General features: G+C 62.5%; 19 protein-coding genes and 1 riboswitch. Of the genes, 6 read left to right on the forward strand and 13 right to left on the reverse strand.

The features are described 5' to 3' along the window. Positions 1-15: 15 nt before the first annotated feature. From AC07OP_RS13395 to AC07OP_RS13410, 4 genes are all read right to left on the reverse strand, one after another. On the reverse strand, positions 16-624 hold the full coding sequence (locus AC07OP_RS13395; RefSeq protein ID WP_092359380.1) for a YqiA/YcfP family alpha/beta fold hydrolase: 609 nt from the start codon (positions 622-624) through the stop codon (positions 16-18). Positions 625-673: 49 nt separating this feature from the next. Beyond that, entirely contained in the window at positions 674-1489 is an 816-nt protein-coding gene (cpdA, locus tag AC07OP_RS13400; protein ID WP_495101334.1) for a 3',5'-cyclic-AMP phosphodiesterase, read from the reverse strand. 100 nt (positions 1490-1589) lie between these two features. Beyond that, positions 1590-2039 (reverse strand): DUF1249 domain-containing protein, encoded by a 450-nt coding sequence (locus AC07OP_RS13405; RefSeq protein ID WP_017526444.1) that lies wholly within the window; start codon positions 2037-2039, stop codon positions 1590-1592. Next, the gene (locus tag AC07OP_RS13410) at positions 2030-2647 is read right to left on the reverse strand and encodes an NUDIX domain-containing protein (RefSeq protein WP_495101335.1); all 618 of its coding nucleotides are present in this window, start codon (positions 2645-2647) and stop codon (positions 2030-2032) included. The genes AC07OP_RS13405 and AC07OP_RS13410 overlap by 10 nt, the downstream gene beginning before the upstream one ends. 193 nt (positions 2648-2840) lie before the next feature. On the opposite strand from AC07OP_RS13410, the gene AC07OP_RS13415 reads away from it, so the two are divergent. Beyond that, complete coding sequence (locus AC07OP_RS13415; RefSeq protein ID WP_027604921.1) at positions 2841-3587, forward strand: RsiV family protein; 747 nt, start codon at positions 2841-2843, stop codon at positions 3585-3587. Here AC07OP_RS13415 and cytX read toward each other — a convergent pair. Continuing rightward, positions 3556-4848: a putative hydroxymethylpyrimidine transporter CytX gene (gene cytX / locus AC07OP_RS13420; protein ID WP_108573631.1), complete on the reverse strand. Its 1293-nt coding sequence runs from the start codon at positions 4846-4848 to the stop codon at positions 3556-3558. The genes AC07OP_RS13415 and cytX overlap by 32 nt on opposite strands. A gap of 158 nt (positions 4849-5006) precedes the next feature. After that, positions 5007-6911 carry a phosphomethylpyrimidine synthase ThiC gene (gene thiC, locus AC07OP_RS13425; protein ID WP_027604923.1) on the reverse strand — a complete coding sequence of 635 codons (1905 nt, stop codon included), beginning with the start codon at positions 6909-6911 and terminating at the stop codon, positions 5007-5009. Positions 6912-7060: 149 nt separating this feature from the next. Then, positions 7061-7166, reverse strand: a riboswitch (TPP riboswitch). A gap of 196 nt (positions 7167-7362) precedes the next feature. Here thiC and AC07OP_RS13430 point away from each other — a divergent pair. Further along, positions 7363-8802, forward strand: coding sequence for a TolC family outer membrane protein (locus AC07OP_RS13430; protein WP_495101336.1), 1440 nt, complete (start codon positions 7363-7365; stop codon positions 8800-8802). Between the two features lie 62 nt (positions 8803-8864). Here the strand turns inward: AC07OP_RS13430 and waaA are convergent, their stop codons facing one another. Continuing rightward, on the reverse strand, positions 8865-10142 hold the full coding sequence (waaA, locus tag AC07OP_RS13435; protein ID WP_495101337.1) for a lipid IV(A) 3-deoxy-D-manno-octulosonic acid transferase: 1278 nt from the start codon (positions 10140-10142) through the stop codon (positions 8865-8867). 23 nt (positions 10143-10165) lie between these two features. Next, positions 10166-11056 (reverse strand): LysR family transcriptional regulator, encoded by an 891-nt coding sequence (locus tag AC07OP_RS13440; RefSeq protein WP_495101338.1) that lies wholly within the window; start codon positions 11054-11056, stop codon positions 10166-10168. Between the two features lie 102 nt (positions 11057-11158). Between AC07OP_RS13440 and AC07OP_RS13445 the strand changes: the two genes are divergently transcribed. The 4 genes from AC07OP_RS13445 (at position 11159) to AC07OP_RS13460 (ending at position 14608) form a co-directional block, all read left to right on the forward strand. Beyond that, positions 11159-11494 (forward strand): DMT family transporter, encoded by a 336-nt coding sequence (locus tag AC07OP_RS13445; RefSeq protein ID WP_027604927.1) that lies wholly within the window; start codon positions 11159-11161, stop codon positions 11492-11494. Between the two features lie 119 nt (positions 11495-11613). Then, complete coding sequence (locus AC07OP_RS13450; RefSeq protein WP_115486416.1) at positions 11614-12789, forward strand: NAD(P)/FAD-dependent oxidoreductase; 1176 nt, start codon at positions 11614-11616, stop codon at positions 12787-12789. Then, positions 12786-13598: an aldo/keto reductase gene (locus AC07OP_RS13455; RefSeq protein WP_495101339.1), complete on the forward strand. Its 813-nt coding sequence runs from the start codon at positions 12786-12788 to the stop codon at positions 13596-13598. The genes AC07OP_RS13450 and AC07OP_RS13455 overlap by 4 nt, the downstream gene beginning before the upstream one ends. 41 nt (positions 13599-13639) lie before the next feature. Next, positions 13640-14608 carry a metal ABC transporter ATPase gene (locus AC07OP_RS13460; RefSeq protein WP_065940854.1) on the forward strand — a complete coding sequence of 323 codons (969 nt, stop codon included), beginning with the start codon at positions 13640-13642 and terminating at the stop codon, positions 14606-14608. A gap of 126 nt (positions 14609-14734) precedes the next feature. Here AC07OP_RS13460 and AC07OP_RS13465 read toward each other — a convergent pair whose 3' ends face one another. The 5 genes from AC07OP_RS13465 to msbA all read right to left on the reverse strand — a co-directional run bounded on the left by AC07OP_RS13465 (position 14735) and on the right by msbA (position 20458). Further along, on the reverse strand, positions 14735-15670 hold the full coding sequence (locus AC07OP_RS13465) for an NAD-dependent epimerase/dehydratase family protein (protein WP_115486418.1): 936 nt from the start codon (positions 15668-15670) through the stop codon (positions 14735-14737). After that, positions 15663-17087 (reverse strand): bifunctional D-glycero-beta-D-manno-heptose-7-phosphate kinase/D-glycero-beta-D-manno-heptose 1-phosphate adenylyltransferase HldE, encoded by a 1425-nt coding sequence (hldE, locus tag AC07OP_RS13470; RefSeq protein ID WP_065925651.1) that lies wholly within the window; start codon positions 17085-17087, stop codon positions 15663-15665. Before hldE ends, AC07OP_RS13465 begins: the two co-directional genes overlap by 8 nt. A 103-nt stretch (positions 17088-17190) precedes the next feature. After that, the gene (gene cysC, locus AC07OP_RS13475) at positions 17191-17799 is read right to left on the reverse strand and encodes an adenylyl-sulfate kinase (protein WP_141156587.1); all 609 of its coding nucleotides are present in this window, start codon (positions 17797-17799) and stop codon (positions 17191-17193) included. After that, positions 17792-18496 (reverse strand): sulfotransferase family 2 domain-containing protein, encoded by a 705-nt coding sequence (locus tag AC07OP_RS13480; protein WP_495101340.1) that lies wholly within the window; start codon positions 18494-18496, stop codon positions 17792-17794. The genes cysC and AC07OP_RS13480 overlap by 8 nt, the downstream gene beginning before the upstream one ends. Positions 18497-18649: 153 nt before the next feature. Continuing rightward, complete coding sequence (gene msbA, locus AC07OP_RS13485; protein ID WP_065940849.1) at positions 18650-20458, reverse strand: lipid A export permease/ATP-binding protein MsbA; 1809 nt, start codon at positions 20456-20458, stop codon at positions 18650-18652. Position 20459 lies beyond the last annotated feature (1 nt).

Genomic DNA, 20459 nt, shown 5'->3' on the forward strand with positions numbered 1-20459 from the left:
AAGTGACCTGCGGCTTTACAGTGCTGCAAAGTCGAAGGATTGATACTGATCTGCGCCAATGCCGGCAAAACTCAACAGCGCCGGCAATTGCCGGGCGAACCCCTGGTAACCATGGTCGCCACCGGCCTGGATGCGCAAGGCACAGGCACGGTAATACCCTTGGGCGAGGCGATAATCCAGTGTTTCATCGCCGGTCTGCAACCACACCTGGTAACGCGCGGCGTCCTGGGGGGCCGGTACTTCCAGCTCGGCCAGCGCCGTGACATGGTCGTGGGTCAGCTCCCAGGTTTCATCGGTGTAGAGGTTCTTCTGGGTGCCCAGGTAACCGTCGAACATCCGATGGGGGCTGACCGCCGGGTTGACCAGCAGTGCCTTGAGGCCATGGCGCTCGGCAAGATGGGTTGCATAGTAGCCGCCGAGCGAGCTGCCGACCAGCAGCGGCCGCCCCAGCTGGGCAATGGCTTCCTCCAATTGAGGAATTGCCTGACGTGGATGGTGATGCAGGGCCGGCACCCGCAGTTGATCGGCCAGGCCGAGGGCATCCATCACGGTCACCAGTTGGCAGGCCTTGTTGGACGCGGGCGCGCTATTGAAACCGTGGATATACAGGATCGAAGCGGACATGCCGGGCTCTCCGTGCTTCAGCCAAAGAGGCGCAGTTTACAGGTAAATCTCAGTAGCCGTTGCTACCGTAATCCACCGTAAACGCGAAGCCGACCAGGCGCTCTACCCCGGTTTCCAGCCGTCCGTCGGCATGCAAATGCAACCAGCGATAACCCGGCGCTTGCTCGCTGACGCTGAAATCCTCACTGCCGGGCGCGAACTGGATGCAGGTGGACGGCGAAGCCAGCAGGCGCACGCCGTTGCGCTCGCGGTCGATCTCCTGGTGCACATGGCCCCAGAGCACGGCCTTTACCTGGGGGAAGCGGTCAAGCACGGCAAACAGGGCCTCGGGATTGCGCAGGCCGATCGGTTCCATCCAGGCACAGCCGATGGGCACGGGGTGATGATGGAAGCACACCAGATGGTGCCGGCTCGGCGCCTCGCTGAGCGCTTGGGCCAACAGTTGCAGTTGCTGGTCCTGCAGGTAGCCGGGCACGGAACCGGGAACGGCGGAGTCCAGCAGGGTAATGCGCCAGTTGCCGACATCCACCACCGGTTCGAGCAAGTCGCTGTGTACGGCGGCATGAGCCATGATCTGCGGCTCGTCGTGGTTGCCGGGAATCCAGCGCATGGGAGCGCCGATGGCCGCGGTCAGAGCGCGAAACTGCTGGTATGACTCCAGCGTGCCGTCCTGGGACAGATCCCCAGTGGCCACCATCAGGTCGATGTGCGGCTGCTGCTGGCGCACCAACTCAACCACCCGCTGCAGGCTCTCGCGGGTGTTCATGCCCAGCAGCGTGCCGTCGGCCTCGGCAAACAGGTGGCTGTCGGACAATTGCACCAGCAACGCCGGCGCATCGGGGTTCACGGTGGATACGCTCGGCAAGGCGCTCTCCCAGGGCAATCACAGGAATAATATGGAGGTGGGGCGATTATGCTGGGGCAGGATACAAAGAGGAAACCCAGGAAGCAGACGCAGTTCACATCTACCGCACGACTTCGAACTCATGGCCCAGGGCCAGGCAATGGCTCAACCATTCACCGAGGAACACATTGAGCTGTGCTTTCTCATCGGGCTGGTGCATGAACACGTTCGGGTAAGGATAGATGCTGCGAAAGCGCCGCGCATGTTCGGCGCTGATCACTTCGGCCATCCGCGCATCGTGGTACACCTGCACTTCCAGCTGCGGCACCGGCAGCCACGGCAGGCTGTGTTCCTGGCGCACCCGCAGGGTGGTGGTGTACGGGCAATTGACGATGACTTCCAGGGCCAGCACGCCCAGCATCTGGTCGCCATGGGTCACGCCGATGCGGCGCGCCTCCGGGGTATGGCGCATGTCGGGCAACAGGCGCATCAGCCGCGCATAGTTGGCCTCGCAGGCGGCTTGCAGCCCGATCAGGTCGACTCGATAACGTTCCCGTGCCTTTACTGCCATAACCCCCTCACTTCCGCGCGATTAAGCGCAAGCCATTGCAGGGCGATAATGCTGGCTGCGTTGGAAATCCTACCGTCGCGCACGGCTTGCAGGGCATCTTCAAAAGCCCAGACCGTGACGCGGATGTCTTCTGCCTCTTCTTCCAGTCCATGGACACCACCGGCCCCCGAGCTGTCGCAGCGACCCAGGTACAAGTGGACAAATTCGGTACTGCCACCGGGCGACGGGAAATACTTGGTGATCGGCCACAGTGCGGAGAACGTCAGCCCAGCTTCCTCCTCGGCCTCGCGGTGTGCAACCTCCTCCGGTTCTTCGTCCTTGTCGATCAGTCCCGCGACCATTTCCACCAGCCAAGGGTTATTGCTGCGGCCCATGGCGCCCACGCGAAACTGCTCGATCAGCACCACTTCATCGCGCTGCGGGTCGTAGGGCAACACGCATACCGCATCATGGCGCACGAACACTTCGCGATTGATCACTCGGCTCATGCCGCCATCGAACTTTTCGTGGCGCAGTTGCACGCGATCGAGCTGGTAGAAGCCCTTGTAGGCATTGTCGCGCTGAACAATCTCGATCGTACTCGGCGTCGATTTCGCAATGTCCGTCATACCCTTCCTCATCATGTCCGGTGCAATTCGCGCCATCCTAACGCGCTCGTGCCCCTTGGTGCAGCCCCTTTGCGGTTGCCGGGCCAGACGGAGGAGGTCAAACTCACGCTCAATCAGCTTAGTGGCGAACTGACTGCCTTGCTGGTAGTCGAAGCTGCACAATTTCGCTCTTATCGATAGACGAAGGACATCCATGTCGCTTTTAAAAATCGCCTCCGTGGCCTGCATCGCCCTGACCCTCGGCGCCTGCCAAAGCCTGTTTCAACCCAGCTACCGCACGCCGCTGGAAGCCACCCGCGACGCCAGCGAGCAGAGCAAGCCGGGCTGCGCCGCCAGCGATTGCCCGCTGGTCAATATCGACACCGTGCACTTTGCCAAGGAGCCCAAGCTGGATGCCTTGATCGAGCAACGCCTGCTGGAAATGACCCGTACCAACGCGGGCGACCCGCTGCCGTCGAGCCTGGAGTCCTATCGCGAGCAATTCCTCGGCACCGCCGCCCCACGCAACAGCATGTACTTGCAGGCCAAGGTACGGGAGCAGCATGACGGTTTGGTAATCATCGAGCTGTCCAGCTACCTGGACCAGGGCGCCACCCACGGCGAGCCTGGCCGCGCGTTCATCAACTATTCGCGCCAGCAGCAAAAGGCCCTGTGGCTGAGCGATATGCTGCTGCCAGGCAAGGAAGACGCGTTCTGGAAAGCCGCCCAGGTGGCCCACAACAGCTGGCTGATCAGCACCCGCCTGAGCCTGGAACCGGAGTTCGTGAAAACCTACCCGTTCCAGAAAACCCCAAACGTGGCGCTGACCTACGGGGGCGTGATCCTCAAGTACCCCACCAGCACCATCGCGCCGTACGCCCTGGGCCATGTCGAGTTGCAGATCCCCTACTCGCGCCTGGAAGGCATCCTCAAGCCTGAGCTGGTGCCCGCGCGCCGCTGAAGGCCCGTCCCAGGATGAACTGCAACAACCCTGCCAGCACCAGCGCCGGCAGGGTTGCGCCGATGTCCGGGTACAGGTTGGCCAACAGGTGATACGTGCCGATGCCACCCAGCCAGGCCAACAGAGCCGGCCAACGCAGGCCGGCGAGCGTGCCATGATGACCACGACGGCGCAGGATGAAATGATCCACCAGCACCACGCCGAACAACGGCGCAAACACTGAGCCGATCAGCAACAGGAAGTTCTGGTATTGCGCCAACGGGGCAAAACAGGCAATCAGGGTGCAGATCACACCAATGGCCAGGGCAAGGTGCTCGACCTTCACACGCAACAGCATCCCACTGGACACCGCCGCCGAGTGAATATCGGCAAAGGCGTTTTCCGACTCGTCCAACAGGATCAGCAGCAGCGGAATCCCCAGGCCGGCCCCGGCCAGCGCCAGCAACAGCGCATTCACTTCACCGCTGGGCGCAAACGCCAGGGTGTAGGCCACGCCCAGGCTCATCAGCCAGAAATTACCGATAAAGAAGCCCAGCGCCGTACCGCCAAACACGTTTTTGGCGCGCTTGCCGAAGCGGGAGTAATCGGCAATCAGCGGCAACCACGACAGCGGCATGGCGATGGCGATATCAAAGCCCGCCGCAAAGGGCATCGAACCGTCACCGGCCTGGGCCCGGAGTGCGCCGAGGTCAGCCTTGGCGAACAGGTTCCAGGTCAGCCACAGGCAGGCCGCCAGCAGCAGCCAGATCCCCCATTTGCGCAGGATCTGCCGTACGAAGGTCAATGGCCCGCTGACCGCCAGCAAGGTCGCCAAACCACCGAAGAACAGTGTCCACAGCAACGGACTGGCCAACAGGCTGCCGTCGCTGAACGCGCGTACGCCCAACAGGCTGGCGGCATCGCGCATCACAATGATCTCGAACGAGCCCCAGCCGATCAGTTGCAGCAGGTTCAGCAACGCCGGCAGGCTCGCGCCTTTGGCCCCGAGGCTGAGCTTGAGCGCGGCCATGGCGGACAGGCCGGTGTCGCTGCCGATTACACCGACGGCGGCCAGCAACAGCACGCCGACCAGGGTGCCGAGGAAAATCGCCAGCAAGGAACCGGACAAGCCCAGGCCCGGCGCGAGCAAGGCGCCGGTCTGCAGGACCATCAGGCCGATACCGAGGGAGAACCACAGGGAGAACAGGTCGCGGGCGCCGAAGACGCGCTTGTCAGCAGGCACCGCGATGTCGGGGGAGTAGGTGCTGGGTTGAATGCTCAAGGGTGTTATCTCTGAGGGGCATTTTTTGTTTGAAAGATTGCTATCGGGGCGGCGCGACGACTCGACAAGCCCCCTCCCACACTTGAATGTGTTCGCAATTCAAAGGTGGGAGGGGGCTTGCTCCCGATGACGGCGGTACAGGCACCGCCGTCTCTGGATCAGACCTTCTTGTACAACTGACTGCCTTCCTGCTTGAACCGCTCCGCCTGCTCCGCCAAGCCCTTGGCGACGTCCACATCCACCGCGTCAATGCGCTGGTTGGCCGCGTACTCGCGCACTTCCTGGGTGATTTTCATCGAGCAGAACTTCGGCCCGCACATGGAGCAGAAGTGCGCGACCTTGGCCGAGTCCTTCGGCAGGGTTTCGTCGTGGTACGAACGCGCGGTGTCCGGGTCCAGGCCGAGGTTGAACTGGTCTTCCCAGCGGAACTCGAAGCGCGCCTTGCTCAAGGCGTTATCGCGGATCTGCGCGCCCGGATGCCCCTTGGCCAAGTCCGCCGCATGGGCGGCGATCTTGTAGGTGATGATCCCGGTCTTCACGTCATCCTTGTTCGGCAGGCCCAGGTGCTCCTTGGGCGTGACGTAGCAGAGCATGGCGCAACCGAACCAGCCGATCATCGCCGCACCGATGCCGGAGGTGATGTGGTCATAGCCCGGCGCGATGTCGGTGGTCAGTGGGCCGAGGGTGTAGAACGGCGCTTCGTCGCAGCATTCCAGCTGCTTGTCCATGTTCTCCTTGATCAACTGCATCGGCACGTGGCCGGGGCCTTCGATCATGGTTTGCACGTCGTGCTTCCAGGCGATCTTGGTCAGCTCGCCAAGGGTTTCCAGTTCGCCGAACTGCGCGGCGTCGTTGGCGTCGGCAATCGAGCCCGGGCGCAGGCCGTCACCGAGGGAGAAGCTGACGTCATAGGCCTTCATGATTTCGCAGATTTCGTCGAAATGCGTGTAGGTGAAGTTCTCTTTGTGGTGCGCCAGGCACCACTTGGCCATGATCGAACCGCCACGGGACACGATGCCGGTGACGCGCTTGGCGGTCAGCGGCACGTAGCGCAGCAGCACGCCGGCGTGGATGGTGAAGTAGTCGACGCCCTGCTCGGCCTGTTCGATCAGGGTGTCGCGGAATAGCTCCCAGGTCAGGTCTTCGGCCGCGCCGCCGACTTTTTCCAGGGCCTGGTAGATCGGCACGGTACCGATCGGCACCGGCGAGTTGCGGATGATCCACTCACGGGTTTCGTGGATGTGCTTGCCGGTGGACAGGTCCATCACCGTGTCCGAGCCCCAGCGAATGCCCCAGGTGAGTTTCGCCACTTCTTCTTCGATGGACGAACCCAGGGCGCTGTTGCCGATGTTGCCGTTGATCTTCACCAGGAAGTTACGGCCGATGATCATCGGTTCCAGTTCGGTGTGGTTGATGTTGGCCGGGATGATCGCGCGGCCACGGGCGATTTCTTCACGCACGAATTCAGGGGTGATGATTTTCGGCACGCTGGCGCCGAAGCTGTGGCCGGCGTGTTGCTGGTCGAGCAGACCACTGGCACGGGCCTCTTCCAACTTCATGTTTTCGCGGATGGCGACGTATTCCATCTCAGCGGTGATGATGCCTTTGCGCGCGTAGTGCATTTGGGTGACGTTGGCCCCGGCCTTGGCGCGGCGCGGGTTTTTCACGTGGGCAAAACGCAGCGCGGTCAGCTCGGCATCGCTCAGGCGCTGTTGGCCAAAGTGCGAACTCAAGCCCGACAGGCGCTCGGTGTCGCCACGCGCTTCGATCCACGGCGAGCGCACATCGCCCAGGCCTTTGCGCACGTCGATGATCACATTCGGGTCGGTGTACGGGCCGGAGGTGTCGTAGACCACCACGGGCGCATTGATTTCGCCGCCGAAGTCGGTGGGGGTCACGTCCAGGCTGATTTCACGCATGGGTACGCGAATGTCCGGGCGAGTGCCCTGCACGTAGATTTTTTGCGAGCGGGTAAACGGCTGCACGGAGCCGGAGTCGACCTTGGCCGATTCACTCAAGTGCACGGTGTTTTTCAGTTTTGTACTTTTTATTTCTGTGCTCATCACGGGCTCTCCAACTATCCAGGCGGTGGATTTTTTGTCGGAGCGAACCTGTGACGGACGGATGCACTGAAACCAGTGCTGTGCTTGGTGCACGAGGGTTGTTCGAAGGTCGAACAACATCCCGGACGAAGCACAAGAGGACTCGCCGGGGGACGAGAAATCTTGTTCCCTACGCAGGCGTTAACCTGATCAGGTTCAACGGGATCCGGTATTTACCGATCTCAGCCTTCCAACAAGGCACCCCGACAAGAACCCGGCCAGTCTAGACCATGCCGTGGGCAAATTGCCAATAGCGGTGCATTCAGCGTGATGAATGGCGTGATTGCGGGATTGTTGCGCCGAGTCAGCGCCACTACACTCGATTGCCGCCACAATGCTTGACGCCAGGAATGGCCCGTCTTAGCCTTGGGCGCTAAATTATCGCCGTAATATTCACTCTAGGGATCGCCTCATGCTGCGCAAACTCTCACTGGCTCTCGCCGTGTCTTGTGCGACCAACGGAATGGTCTGGGCAGCTGAAGCGCCCTTGTCCGCCAAAACCGACCTGGTCAGCGTCTATCAGGAAGCAGTGGACAACAACGCCGACCTGGCCGCCGCCCGCGCCCAATACGGCGCGCAGAAAGAAGTCGTGCCCCAGGCCCGCGCGGGGTTGCTGCCGAACCTGTCGGGCGGTGCCGACATCAATAACGTGCGCACCCAGATCGACACGCCCGCCGCCACCGCCAACCGCGATGCCCACTCCTGGCGCGCGACCCTGAGCCAGCCGCTGTTCCGCGCCGATCGCTGGTTCCAGCTGCAAGCCGCCGAAGCCACCAACGAACAGGCGGCGCTGCAACTCTCGGCCACCGAACAGAACCTGATCCTGCAAAGCGCCGAGAACTACTTCGCGGTGCTGCGCGCCCAGGACAACCTGGCCTCGACCAAGGCCGAGGAAAATGCCTTCAAGCGCCAGCTGGATCAATCCAACGAACGCTTCGACGTGGGCCTGTCGGACAAGACCGATGTGCTGCAATCCCAGGCCAGCTATGACACTGCACGGGCCAACCGGATCCTGGCCCAGCGCCAGGTGGACGATGCCTTTGAAGCGCTGATTACCCTGACCAACCGCCAGTACAACTCGATCCAGGGCATTGTCCACACGCTGCCGGTGTTGCCACCGCTGCCCAACGACGCCAAGGCCTGGGTCGAGACCGCCGGTCGCCAGAACCTGAACCTGCTGGCCAGCAACTACGCCGTCACGGCCGCCGAGGAAACCCTCAAGCAGCGCAAGGCCGGCCACGCGCCGACCCTGGACGCCGTCGCACAGTATGAAAAAGGTGACAACGACGCCCTTGGCTTCAGCAACCCGAATGCCTTCGGCACGCCGTACCGTGGCGATGTGGAGCAGCGCACCATCGGCCTGCGCCTGAACATCCCGATCTACAGCGGCGGCCTGACCAGCTCGCAGGTGCGGGAGTCGTACTCGCGCCTGGGCCAGACCGAGCAGCAACGCGAAGGCCTGCGTCGCCAGGTGGTGGAAAACACACGCAACCTGCACCGCGCGGTGAACACCGACGTGGAACAGGTCCAGGCGCGCCGCCAGTCGATCATCTCCAACCAGAGTGCCGTGGAAGCCACGGAAATCGGTTACCAGGTGGGTACGCGCAATATCGTCGACGTGCTGGACTCACAGCGCCAGCTCTACGCGTCGGTGCGCAACTACAACAACAGCCGCTATGACTACATCCTCGACAACCTGCGCCTGAAACAGGCGGCGGGCACCTTGAACCCAGGGGACCTGCAGGACCTGACGCGCTACCTCAAGGCCGACTACAACCCGGATCGCGACTTCCTGCCGCCGGACCTGGCCAAGGCCGCCGCCGAACAGCTCAAGGCTCGCCCGGGCTACTGAGCGCACCGCGAAACCAGTGTGGGAGGGGGTTTGTTCCCTCCTATATTGGTAACGGTGGTAAGTCAGTGAGCTATCAGTCTATCCAAACCATCCAGCAGACGCTTAAGCGCTCCCTGGTTAGCCTGCATCACCTTGAGCCCCGCCTGCGCCATGCGGCGTGCATCCTGCGGCAGTTCGAACAGCTGGCGTACGGCCTCGGCCAGCCCTTCTGCGTCCTCCACCTCTCGCAACGCCCCCGCTTCGCGCATCATCGCGGTGATTTCAAGGAAGTTGAACACATGGGGCCCCATGATCACCGGTTTGGCCAGCGCCGCCGGTTCCAGCGGGTTGTGCCCGCCGGTCGCGACCAGGCTGCCGCCGACAAAGGCACTGTCCGCCAGGGCATAGAGAAACAACAGCTCGCCCATGGTATCGCCGAGCAGTACCGAGGTTTGCGCGGTCACCGGCTCGCCGCTGGAGCGACGTACCGTGGCAAACCCTTGTTGCGCGCACAACTCGAACATCGGGCCGAAGCGCTCCTGATGACGCGGCACCAGGATCAGCAGCGCGTTGGGATAGCTCTCGAGCAGTTGCCGATGGGCCGCCAGCACCACTTCATCTTCGCCTTCGTGGGTACTGGCAGCGATCCACACCGGGCGCTCAGCGGCGCCCCATTGCTCGCGCAGGGCGGCGGCGCGCAGCGGCAGCTCGGGATCGATGGTCAGGTCGAACTTGATCGAACCGGTGACTTCGACGGTTTCCGGGCGTGCGCCCAGGCTCAGGAAACGCTGGGCCTCGGTCTCGGTCTGTACCGCGAACAGGCTCATTTCCGATAGCATCGGCGCCGTCAGCCTGGCAAAACGCGCATAGCCCTTGGCCGAACGCGCCGACAGCCGCGCATTGGCCAAGGCCACCGGAATACCGCGCCGGGCGCAGGCGTGGATATGGTTGGGCCACAACTCGGTCTCCATGATCACCGCCAGCCTGGGCTGCACACGATCAAGAAAACGCTTGGCCGCACAGGGCAAATCGTAAGGCAGGTAGCAATGCTGGATGCGCGGCTCGTTGGCGAACAACGCCTGGATGCGCTCGGAACCGGTGGGCGTCATGCAGGTGACGGTGACCGGCAGGTGTGGATAACGCGCCAACAAACCGCGGATCATCGGCGCCGCGGCAATGCTCTCGCCCACCGACACCGCATGCACCCAGATCCCGCCCGGTCGCATCACCGGCAAGCCATAGGAAAACCGCTCGCCGACGCGCCGGGCATAGGCCGGCGCCTTGCGTGCACGCAACCAGAGACGTAAGGCCACCAACGGCAGCGCCAGGTAAAACAGACAGCTGTAGAGAGTTCTATTCATGGCGGCGGAGTTTATCGGCTTTTTCAGTCGATCGCCTGCAAGCACTCGGCAAAACGTTTGGCGAGAAAGCGCGCGGCGGGGCCCAAGTGCTCGTCACGCCGCCAGACCAGCTCCACCACCAGGGCCGGTGGCGTCCATTCGCTGTCCAATTCCACCATCTGTTGTTGATAGGTCGGGTACTGCACGATATGCCGTGGCAGCCACGCCCAGCCCAAGCCACTCATCAGCCATTCGGCCAGTACGTAGAAACTGTCGGCACGCCACACCAGCGGGCTGGCCGCTTCGCTGCCGGGGTAGACACTGGTCTGGGTCGACATCAACAACTGGCGAAACTGGGCCAGGTGCTGGCAGGTCACGTACGACTCCTTGGCCAGCGGGTGGTTCACCCCGCACACCGTGACCATTTCCACGCTGCCTACCACTCGCCGCTCCAGGGTTTCGGGGATCTGGTCGTGGTAGAACAACAGGCCCAGGTCGGCCTTGCGCTCCACCAACTTGCGCGCCACATCGCCCTGGGCGGCGCTGGACAGTTGCACTTCAAGCAACGGGTATCGCCCCGCCAGTGCCTCAAGGCTGTCGAGTACCGGCTGGAACAACATGGCTTCATCCTGGGCCAGGCGCAGGCAGGCTTCTTCACCGCGGGTCAGTGACAGTGCCCGGCCATTGAGGCGCTCACATTGGCGCAGCACTTCGCGAGCCTCCTCCAGCAACACACTGCCGGCTTCGGTCAGGCTGGGCTGGCGGCCGCTGCTACGGTCGAACAGGCTCACACCAAGGTCGGTCTCCAGCATCGCGATCGCGTTGCTGACTGCCGATTGCGCCTTGCGCTGCCCGCGCGCCACCGCTGAAAACGAACGCTGCTCGGCGACGCTGACAAACAAACGCATCTGCTCCAGGTTCCATTGCATGCTCACCCCACAACCCATCTTAATTTCGGATAGGTAATGACTTTACCCCATCTGATAAAACTCTAGAATGCCGGCCTTATCAGATTGCTTTACACCGAGGACTCACCCATGAACGCCGCCTACTGCTACCTGGCTATTGCCATCTGCTCGGAAGTGATCGCTACCGTTTCCATGAAAGCCATCAAGGGCTGGAGTACTCCCATCCCGCTGTTGCTGGTGATCGTCGGCTATGGCGTGGCATTCTGGATGCTGACCCTGGTGGTGCGTACCGTGCCCGTCGGCGTGGCCTATGCGGTATGGGCCGGGATGGGCATCGTGATGGTGAGCATTGCCGCGCTGTTTATCTATGGGCAGAAGCTCGATGTGCCGGCGATGCTGGGGATGGGCCTGATTGTGCTGGGCGTGGTGGTCATCCAGCTGTTTTCGAAAACTGCCGGGCATTGAGTGTTCACTTGAGCCTCCATTGCATCCAGGACTCGCCGCCTCGCTAAAGCGCGACAGCGCCTACGGTGTGCATGGTGCGGGATGTATACTTGCGGCCTTGTTTTGAAATGAGGTCGCCCATGCCATCCGTTATTTCCACCGACGTCCTGATTGTCGGCGCCGGAGTTGCCGGCCTCTGGCTGAATGCGCGCCTACGCCGCCAGGGGTTTTCCACGGTGCTGGTGGAAAACGCCACATTAGGTGGCGGGCAAAGCGTGAAATCCCAGGGGATTATCCACGGCGGTGCCAAATACGCCCTGCACGGCGCCCTCACCGGCGCCTCCGAAGCGATTGCCGATATGCCGCGCCGCTGGCGTGAAGCCCTGGCCGGTGACGGCGAGCTGGACCTGTCCGGCGTGCGCGTGCTCTCGCAAGCCCATTACCTGTGGTCCCCAGGCACGATCGCCGGCAACCTCACCAGCTTTTTTGCCAGCAAGGCCGTGCGCGGCCGTGTCGATCAGGTCAAGGGCGACGACCTGCCGCCGGCCCTGCAAGACCGTGGCTTCAAGGGCAAGGTCTATCGCCTGGCCGAACTGGTGGTGGACGTACCCAGCGTGATCGAACGCCTGGCGCAACTGGCCGGTGACGGCTTGCTCGCCGGGCAGCGCATCGAACCACTGCGCGAAGGCGACACCCTGGTGGGCCTGAAGGTCGATGACCGCGAAATCCGCGCCCAGCGCATCGTCCTGAGCGCCGGCGGCGGTACCGCTGAGCTGCTGGCCGCCCTGGGCCTGAGCCAGCCGGCCATGCAGAAACGCCCGTTGCATATGATCATCGCCAAGGGCCCAGGCCTGAAACCGCTGTACGCCCACTGCCTGGGCGGCGGTACCAAGCCGCGCATCACCGTCACCACGCACCCGGCTGCCGATGGCAATTGGGTGTGGTACCTGGGCGGCGACATTGCCGAGGCCGACGGCGTGGCACGCGCGCCCGAAGAGCAGATCGCCACCGCCCAGAAAGAGCTGGCGCACCTGCTGCCCTGGATCGATATGAGCCAGACCCGCTGGGCGACGCTGCGGGTCGACCGTGCAGAACCCCTGCAATCGGGCCTGAGCCGGCCTGACAACGCCTTCGTCGCCGAAGAGGGCCGCCTGCTGGTGGGCTGGCCGACCAAGCTGGCGCTGGCGCCGGATTTCGCCGATCGCGTGCTCAACAGCCTCGAACGCGACGGCATCCGCCCAAGCGCATCGGAGCCTTTGCCCGACCTGCCAAAACCCGCCATCGGCGTACCGGCCTGGGAGCAACTGTTGCCATGAGCCTGCCGACCCTGCACGACCTGCACCGCCCCTTGGGCAGCACCGGCCTGCTGGTGTCGCCGCTCGGCCTCGGCACCGTCAAGCTGGGCCGCGACCAGGGCGTGAAATACCCCAGCGGCTTCACCATTCCCGATGACGACGAAGCACGGATGTTGTTGCGCCAGGCCCGCCAGCTGGGCATCAACCTGATCGATACCGCACCCGCCTACGGGCGCAGTGAAGAACGCCTGGGGCCACTGCTGCGCGGCCAGCGCAAGGACTGGGTGATTGTCAGCAAGGTCGGCGAGGAGTTCGAAGCAGGCCTGTCCCGCCATGATTTCAGCGCTGCCCATACACGGATGTCGATCGAGCGCAGCTTGAAACGACTTGAAACGGATTTTATCGATCTGGTGCTGGTGCACTCCGATGGCAACGACCTGCACATCCTCAACGACTGTGAGGTGTACCAGACTCTCGCGCAGCTGAAACAAGAGGGCAAGATTCGCGGTTTCGGCTTCTCCGGCAAAACCGTCGAAGGTGGCGTGAGGGCTCTGGAACAAGGTGATTGCGCGATGGTCACCTACAATCTGAACGAACAGGCGGAAAAAGCCGTCATTGAGCATGCGGCGGCCCATGGCAAGGGCATCCTGGTCAAAAAGGCGCTGGCCAGCGGCCACGTCTGCCTGGAACCGGGAATGGATCCAATACACGCCAGTTTCATGCTGTTGTTTGCGCAAACGGGCGTCGCCAGTGCTATTGTCGGGACCATCAATCCGCTGCACCTGGCCCATAACGTGGCGACCGCTGCCAAGGTCATTCGTCAACTCTGATGCCGCCGACGCGGCCGACCCCGTCGCAAGAAGGAGCCGACATGCCGCGAACGCTCATAAGAAAAAACCCCAGCAACTTCAAGACACTGCCGCTGCACGTCGAAGCCACCCCGGAAGGCCTGAGCTACCAGAGCGTGGGTATGCCGCTCAACTTCGCCCAGACCCTGCAACGGCGCAAGCCGGTTGACGTGCCGGATGCCGAACGCTTCGCCCTGGAACTGGCCAACCTCGGCGTATCGGTGCGCCTGACACTGCACTGGCAAAACAAGGATTACTGGGTGTTGGTGCGCCAGCGTCGCCAGGACCGTGGCGATGTGGTGCTCAAGCTGATCTCCGGCTACGTGCCCGCCCATGAACTGAACCTGCCGCTGCACACCGCCATCCAGGAGATTGCCGAGGAGTGCCTGCTGGAGACCCCGGAAGGCTGGCTCGGCGGGCGCTTCAACGACACCTGGTTGCCGGCCCCCTACTCCGCCGCGCTGCATTACCGCGAAGCCTTGCCGTTTCGCTTGAGCCCTTTGTCAGGCGCTGCACGCCCGGTGCGCTGCGCAACCACCCAACTGATCGAGCGCCCGCGGGCCTATGTGCATGTGCCGACCGCTTCGCTGCAACTGATTTATGACTTGCGCCTGGAAGTGCCGAAGGAAGCCAAATCCCTGAGCCTGTTCCATGTGGATGAGCGGCTTGAAGGCGACCAGCTGGTGGCACGCCTGGACCGCCAGCGCCCGGACCTGTACCTGATGCCATTGAAAGACGGCCAACCGCTCGCCGAGCTCTACACCGTCAAGAAAGACCAGCTCTACCCCGCCAGCACCCGCGGTCTGTACCTGGCGGAAAGCTTCGCCCAGCAGGAAGGTTGGCTGGTGCGCGACGAACGCATTCGCTGGAAGGATTGGCTGCGGCAGCAAGGCCTGGCGGAGCCTGAGAAAGAATCGAAATTGAAGCGCTTGACCGGCAAGGCGCGCCAGATGCTGCGCAAGATCGTGCCAAAGAAAAAAACCAGCCGCTGAGGGCTGGCTTCGATAACTGTAGGAGCGAGCTTGCTCGCGAAAAACGCAAGGGCACCGCTTTTAATCAGGATACCTGCGTTATCGTTGACGAGCTTCGCGAGCAAGCTCGCTCCTACAGGTGAACAGTCAGCCTCGGAGCAACCGCGCCAGGCCAACCGTCAACGGGGTCGGCTCAGGCAGCTTGAAGCTGGCCAGCAAACGCTGGTTATTTGCCCGCGAATGGCGAATGTCTCCCGAGCGTGCCGGGCCGTAAGTCACGGCAGGCAACGTACCAATGGCCTCTTCCAGCGCCTGCAGCACCTGCTTGAGGGTAGTCGTGCGGTTCCAGCCGACGTTGATCGCCCCCAACGGCGCGTCCGGGGCTTCGATGGCCTGCACCAGCACGTCCACCAGGTCTTCCACGTACATGAAGTCGCGGGTCTGCTCGCCATCGCCGAACACGGTAATCGGCAGGCCTTGCTGAGCCCGTTCGCTGAAGATACTGATCACGCCGGAGTACGGCGATGACGGATCCTGGCGCGGGCCGAAGATATTGAAGAAGCGGAAAATCACCGGTTCCAGGCCATGCTGGCGCCGGTAGAAGTCGAAGTAATGCTCGCCGGCCAACTTGTCCGAGGCATAGGGCGTCAACGGCGCCTTGGTGGTCTCTTCGTCAATGGAAGCGCCTTCGCCGTTGTTGCCATACACCGCCGCGCTGGAAGCGAATACCACCCGCTTCACACCGGCTTTGCGCATGGCTTCGCAGACATTCAGGGTACCGACGAAATTACTCTGGTGCGTGCTGACCGGGTCATCCACCGAAGCCTGCACCGAAGCGACCGCCGCCAAGTGCACCACCGCCGTCGCGCCGACAGCGGCACGCGCCACCATCCCGGCGTCGGCGACATCCCCCTCGAGCAATTCGACGCGCGGGTTGTCCAGCGGCAGGTTGCTGCGCTTGCCCGTGGACAGGTTATCCAGCACACGTACCGCATAGCCCTTGGCAAGCAGCGCATCGACCAGGTGCGAGCCAATGAAGCCCGCGCCACCGGTGATCAGGACCAACGGATCAGCCTTACTCATTGTTGCGGATCTTCTCGACAATGGCGGTGGTCGAGCTGTTCTCAACCAGGCCCAGCACTTTGACCTTGCCGCCGTAGGCGCTGACGATGTCGGCACCGACCACCTGGTCGACGGAGTAGTCGCCGCCCTTGACCAGCACGTCCGGCTTGACCTGGGCCAGCAGGTTTTCCGGGGTGGCTTCAGGGAAGCTGATCACCCAGTCCACCGCGCCCAACCCGGCCAATACCGCCATGCGTCGGTCGACGCTGTTGATCGGCCGGCCAGGGCCTTTCAGGCGGCTGACCGACGCATCATCGTTGACCGCGACGATCAGGCGATCACCTTGGGCGCGAGCCTGCTCCAGGTAGGTCACATGGCCGGCGTGGAGGATGTCGAAACAGCCATTGGTGAACACAATGCTTTCGTTGTGGGCACGGGCATCGTCAATCGCCAGCAGCAATTGCTCGATGCTCAGCACACCACGTTCCGAACCTTCGGAGCGCTGGATCGCACGGCGCAGTTCAGGCGCGCTGATCGCGGCCGTCCCCAGCTTGCCGACCACAATGCCCGCCGCCAGGTTGGCCAGGGCTACGGCGTGGGGCAACTCTTCGCCGGCCGCAATGGAGGCCGCCAGGGTGGAAATCACGGTGTCACCGGCACCGGTGACGTCAAACACTTCACGGGCACGCGCCGGCAGGTGCATCGCCGGGTGACCGGGACGCAGCAGGGTCATGCCGTGCTCGCCACGGGTCACCAGCAAGGCGCCGAGGTCAAGGTCGGCCATGAGTGCCGCGCCTTTGCTCACCAGGTCGTGCTCATCGGCGCAACCGCCGACGATGGCTTCGAACTCGCTGAGGTTCGGCGTGATCAGGCTGGCACCTCGATAAATCGAGAAGTCCTTGCCCTTGGGATCGGCCAGTACCGGAATGTTCCGCGCCTTGGCGGCCTGGATCAGTTCCTGGTGGTTCTTCAGGGCGCCTTTGCCGTAGTCGGACAACACCAGCACCTTGATACCTTCGAGCAACGCGTCGACCTGGCCACTGAGGGCCAGGGCGTCGGTGGCGAAGGGTTCTTCGAAATCGATACGCAGCAATTGCTGGTGACGGCTCATCACCCGCAACTTGACGATGGTCGGCTGATGGGCAATACGCTGGAACAGCGCGCGCACGCCGGCGCCGCGCAGGCTGTTGGCCAGGCTGTCGGCGGCTTCGTCGTCGCCGGTCACACCGACCAGGGAGGCCGGGGCGCCGAGGGCGGCAATATTGAGGGCAACGTTGGCAGCGCCGCCTGGACGGTCTTCGATTTGCTCGACCTTGACTACCGGTACCGGCGCCTCAGGGGAAATCCGTGAGGTACCACCATGCCAGTAACGGTCGAGCATGACATCGCCGACCACCAAGACTGGGGCTTGATCGAATCGCGGCATGGACAACTTCATGGAGCAACCCACATACAAAATGAACAGGGGCGCGATATTAGCACAGGGTGAGCGCCGCCTAGTTCGAGAGCTTTATCCGCGATGCATCAGGCACTGAAACTGATCACTTTTTAAACAGTGCCGCCAGGATCTGCTCCACGGCTTCGGCCAACTCGACCTCATCGGTATTGATTTCGCAGTCGGCCGCAAGCGGCGCCTCATAGGGGCTGTCCAACCCGGTGAAGGCCTTGATGCGCCCGTCCAGTGCCGCACGGTACAAGCCCTTGGGGTCGCGCCGGGCGCATACGTCAAAGGGCGTGCTGACATAAATCTCAAAGAACTGCTCCGGCCCGAACAGCGCCCTGGCGCTCGCCCGATCGACGCTGAACGGCGAGATCGCCGACACAATGACAATCAAGCCGGCGTCCACCATCAGGCGCGCCACTTCGCCGATACGCCGGATATTTTCCTTGCGCGCCGCATCGCTCATGCCCAGGTCATTGCACAGCCCCGCGCGCAAATTATCGCCATCGAGCACGAAGGTGTGCCGCCCCTGCTCGTTGAGTTGCACTTCCAGGGCATTGGCCAGGGTCGACTTGCCGGACCCGGACAGCCCCGTCAGCCATACGCAGCAGGGCTGCTGATGCTTGAGCGCCGCCCGCGCGGCCACCGACAGCGATAGGGCAAAGGGACGGATGGCAGCGCAACCGCCGGCCAGCAACTGGCTATTCATAACCCAACACCTCGTAGTCACGTTGATAGGCACGCCTGACCAATCGGCGCGTGCGCGAGGAGCAAAAGTCCCTGACCGGCCCGTGACGACGCCCCAGTGAAACATTCAGATGCGGCAGGGATGAGTCCACCCCGAGGCGTTCGCACAGGTGCTGGAAGTCTTGCTGCAAAGACTCCTGGCGCCCGAGAAAGTCCATGGCCATCTGACCCATGTGGTCGACCAGGAAGTCGGTCTGGGGAGCGAAGTGCAATTGGCGTCGCAGATTGTCCGGGTGCAGCCAGCCGGCAACGAAATGTTCGAAGTCACGGTAGCTGGAAACCAGCGCCTGGGCTTGCAGGTCGCGAGGGCCCATGGCGTTGCCGCGCAAATAGGTGTAGGCCGAGTAGGCCCGCTCGAGCGGGTCACGCACGAACGCAAATTTGAAGCTGCGCTCGCAGTGCTGGGGAAATTGCTGCTCATACCAGTAATACGGCAAATGCCCCGGCCAGCGCCCCTCGAGAAGTGCCGAGCACACACTGCTGCCGGCGCATTTGGGCACATGGATAAACACGCACCGGTGGCGCTCGAAAGCCGGGTTGAGCGTTGCGACCCCAGACAGGGATTTGTTTACCGCCTGACGATCCACCACCGACAAACGCCCCAGCAGAAACACCCTCTGGTGTTTGGGCAGCAGTTTCCACAGTAGATGTTGCAGCATTCCAATACCCACGCAAGAAGGTTAGCCCTCTCGTTCGTCATTCGAATCGAGAAGGCCAACATAACAAACGACAGGCAGTGGATTATTTGGCTTTGGTCAAGCCCTGTAACGGGCCGGATACAAACACCGGGGCGCATTGCACGCCCCGGCGGGTCAGGTGATGTTTGCCGTGGCCGGCTCGTCCAGCCCCATGGCGTGCAGGCGCGAGTAATAGCCGCCCATGGCCAGCAGTTCGAGATGTGTCCCGCGCTCGACAATTTCACCGTGGTCCATCACCAGAATCAGGTCGGCTTTCTCGATGGTGGACAAACGGTGTGCAATCACCAGGGTGGTGCGACCTTTCATGACCTTGTCCAGTGCAGCCTGGATATGCCGCTCGGACTCGGTATCCAGGGCCGAAGTGGCCTCATCGAGGATCAGCAGCGGGGCATTTTTCAGCAGAGCCCGGGCGATCGCCAGGCGCTGACGTTGACCACCGGAAAGCAGCACGCCGTTTTCACCGACTTCGGTGTCCAGGCCTTTTGGCAGCTCGGAAATGAAGTCCATGGCGTAGGCGTCGGCGGCGGCTTTCTCGATGTCGGCACGGGGTGCATCCGCGAGGTCGCCGTAGGCGATGTTGTTGGCCACGGTGTCGTTGAACAAGGTCACATGCTGGGTCACCTGGGCCACGTGACGACGCAGGTTACGCAAGCGATAGTCTTCGATCTCGACCTCGTCCAGCAGGATTTCCCCGGTTTCGTGATGGTAGAAACGCGGGATCAGGCCGGCCAGGGTCGACTTGCCGCTGCCCGAGCGGCCGACCAGGGCGATCATCTGCCCAGGGGCTGCGCTAAAGCTGATGTTCTTGAGCACCTCACGCTCCGTACCCGGGTAGGTGAAGCTCAGGTTGCGCACGTCCAGGCGCCCGCTGACGCGATCACGCTCCACAGTGCCGCTGTCGACTTCGGGCTCTTCATCCAGTTGTTCGAAGATGCTCTCGGCACCGGCCACGCCTTTCTGGATCGTCGAGCTGACTTCCGACAGCTGGCGAATCGGCTTGGGCAGCAGGCCCGCCGCAGTAATGTAGGCCACCAGGTCACCCGCCGTGGCTTCACCGCGCAACAGCAGCACCAGGAACATCAACGCGGCCATGGCCGTGTAGATCACCAGTTGCAGCATCGGCGTATAGACCGCACCGGTCTTGTTCATGCGCAGTTGCTTGTCGGTATTGCCCTGGCTGGCGGCGGCAAAGCGACGCTCCTCGTAGCTTTCGCCACCGAAGCTGCGCACCACGCGGTAACCCTGGATGGTTTCCGAAGCGACGTGCGTCACATCGCCCATTGCCACCTGGATCTTCTTGCTCTGCTTGCGGAATTTCTTGCTGGTGCTGCCGACCATGATCGCGATCAGCGGCAGGATCGCCAGCATCACCAGGGTCAGCTTCCAGTTCATCCACAGCAGGTAGCCGAAGAGGAACACCACCGTCAGGCCTTCGCGGATCACCACCTTGATTGCATCGGTGGCCGCACCGGTGACCATGGTCACGTTGAAGGTGATACGGGAAATCAGGTGCCCGGAGTTGTGGGTATCGAAATAGCGGTTAGGCAACACCAGCAGCTTGTTGAACAGCTGGACCCGCAGGTCATGCACCAGCCCCAGGGAAACCTTGGCCAGGTAGTAGTTGCCCAGGAACGACCCCAGCCCCTGCCACGCGGCGATCAGGATGATCAGCAGCGGCACGGCCATCAGCAACTTCAGGTCCTTGAACAACGGGATCTTGGGCAGGAACACCACATCGGGGTTGCTCAAGCCATCGACGAAGTACTTGAGAATCCCGGCGAGCATTGGCTGGGTCGAAGCGAAGATCACGAAGCCCACGATACTCAGCAGGAACATGCCGAGGTACGGTTTCACATAGCCCAGCAGCCGGAAATAGATTTTCAGGCTGGATTCCTGGTCCGCTTTGGGCGGTGCGTCACTCATG

Source organism: Pseudomonas sp. GW821-FHT09D08 (genome assembly GCF_059416305.1).

Coding starts and splice junctions, on each gene's coding strand:
- AC07OP_RS13455 (WP_495101339.1), top strand. CDS start 12,786: ATGAGCCTGCCGACCCTGCACGACCTGCACCGCCCCTTGGGCAGCACC.
- AC07OP_RS13460 (WP_065940854.1), top strand. CDS start 13,640: ATGCCGCGAACGCTCATAAGAAAAAACCCCAGCAACTTCAAGACACTG.
- thiC (WP_027604923.1), bottom strand. CDS start 6,911: ATGAGCACAGAAATAAAAAGTACAAAACTGAAAAACACCGTGCACTTG.
- AC07OP_RS13450 (WP_115486416.1), top strand. CDS start 11,614: ATGCCATCCGTTATTTCCACCGACGTCCTGATTGTCGGCGCCGGAGTT.
- hldE (WP_065925651.1), bottom strand. CDS start 17,087: ATGAAGTTGTCCATGCCGCGATTCGATCAAGCCCCAGTCTTGGTGGTC.
- msbA (WP_065940849.1), bottom strand. CDS start 20,458: ATGAGTGACGCACCGCCCAAAGCGGACCAGGAATCCAGCCTGAAAATC.
- AC07OP_RS13395 (WP_092359380.1), bottom strand. CDS start 624: ATGTCCGCTTCGATCCTGTATATCCACGGTTTCAATAGCGCGCCCGCG.
- AC07OP_RS13405 (WP_017526444.1), bottom strand. CDS start 2,039: ATGGCAGTAAAGGCACGGGAACGTTATCGAGTCGACCTGATCGGGCTG.
- AC07OP_RS13430 (WP_495101336.1), top strand. CDS start 7,363: ATGCTGCGCAAACTCTCACTGGCTCTCGCCGTGTCTTGTGCGACCAAC.
- AC07OP_RS13465 (WP_115486418.1), bottom strand. CDS start 15,670: ATGAGTAAGGCTGATCCGTTGGTCCTGATCACCGGTGGCGCGGGCTTC.
- AC07OP_RS13415 (WP_027604921.1), top strand. CDS start 2,841: ATGTCGCTTTTAAAAATCGCCTCCGTGGCCTGCATCGCCCTGACCCTC.
- AC07OP_RS13410 (WP_495101335.1), bottom strand. CDS start 2,647: ATGACGGACATTGCGAAATCGACGCCGAGTACGATCGAGATTGTTCAG.
- AC07OP_RS13445 (WP_027604927.1), top strand. CDS start 11,159: ATGAACGCCGCCTACTGCTACCTGGCTATTGCCATCTGCTCGGAAGTG.
- waaA (WP_495101337.1), bottom strand. CDS start 10,142: ATGAATAGAACTCTCTACAGCTGTCTGTTTTACCTGGCGCTGCCGTTG.
- AC07OP_RS13480 (WP_495101340.1), bottom strand. CDS start 18,496: ATGCTGCAACATCTACTGTGGAAACTGCTGCCCAAACACCAGAGGGTG.
- cysC (WP_141156587.1), bottom strand. CDS start 17,799: ATGAATAGCCAGTTGCTGGCCGGCGGTTGCGCTGCCATCCGTCCCTTT.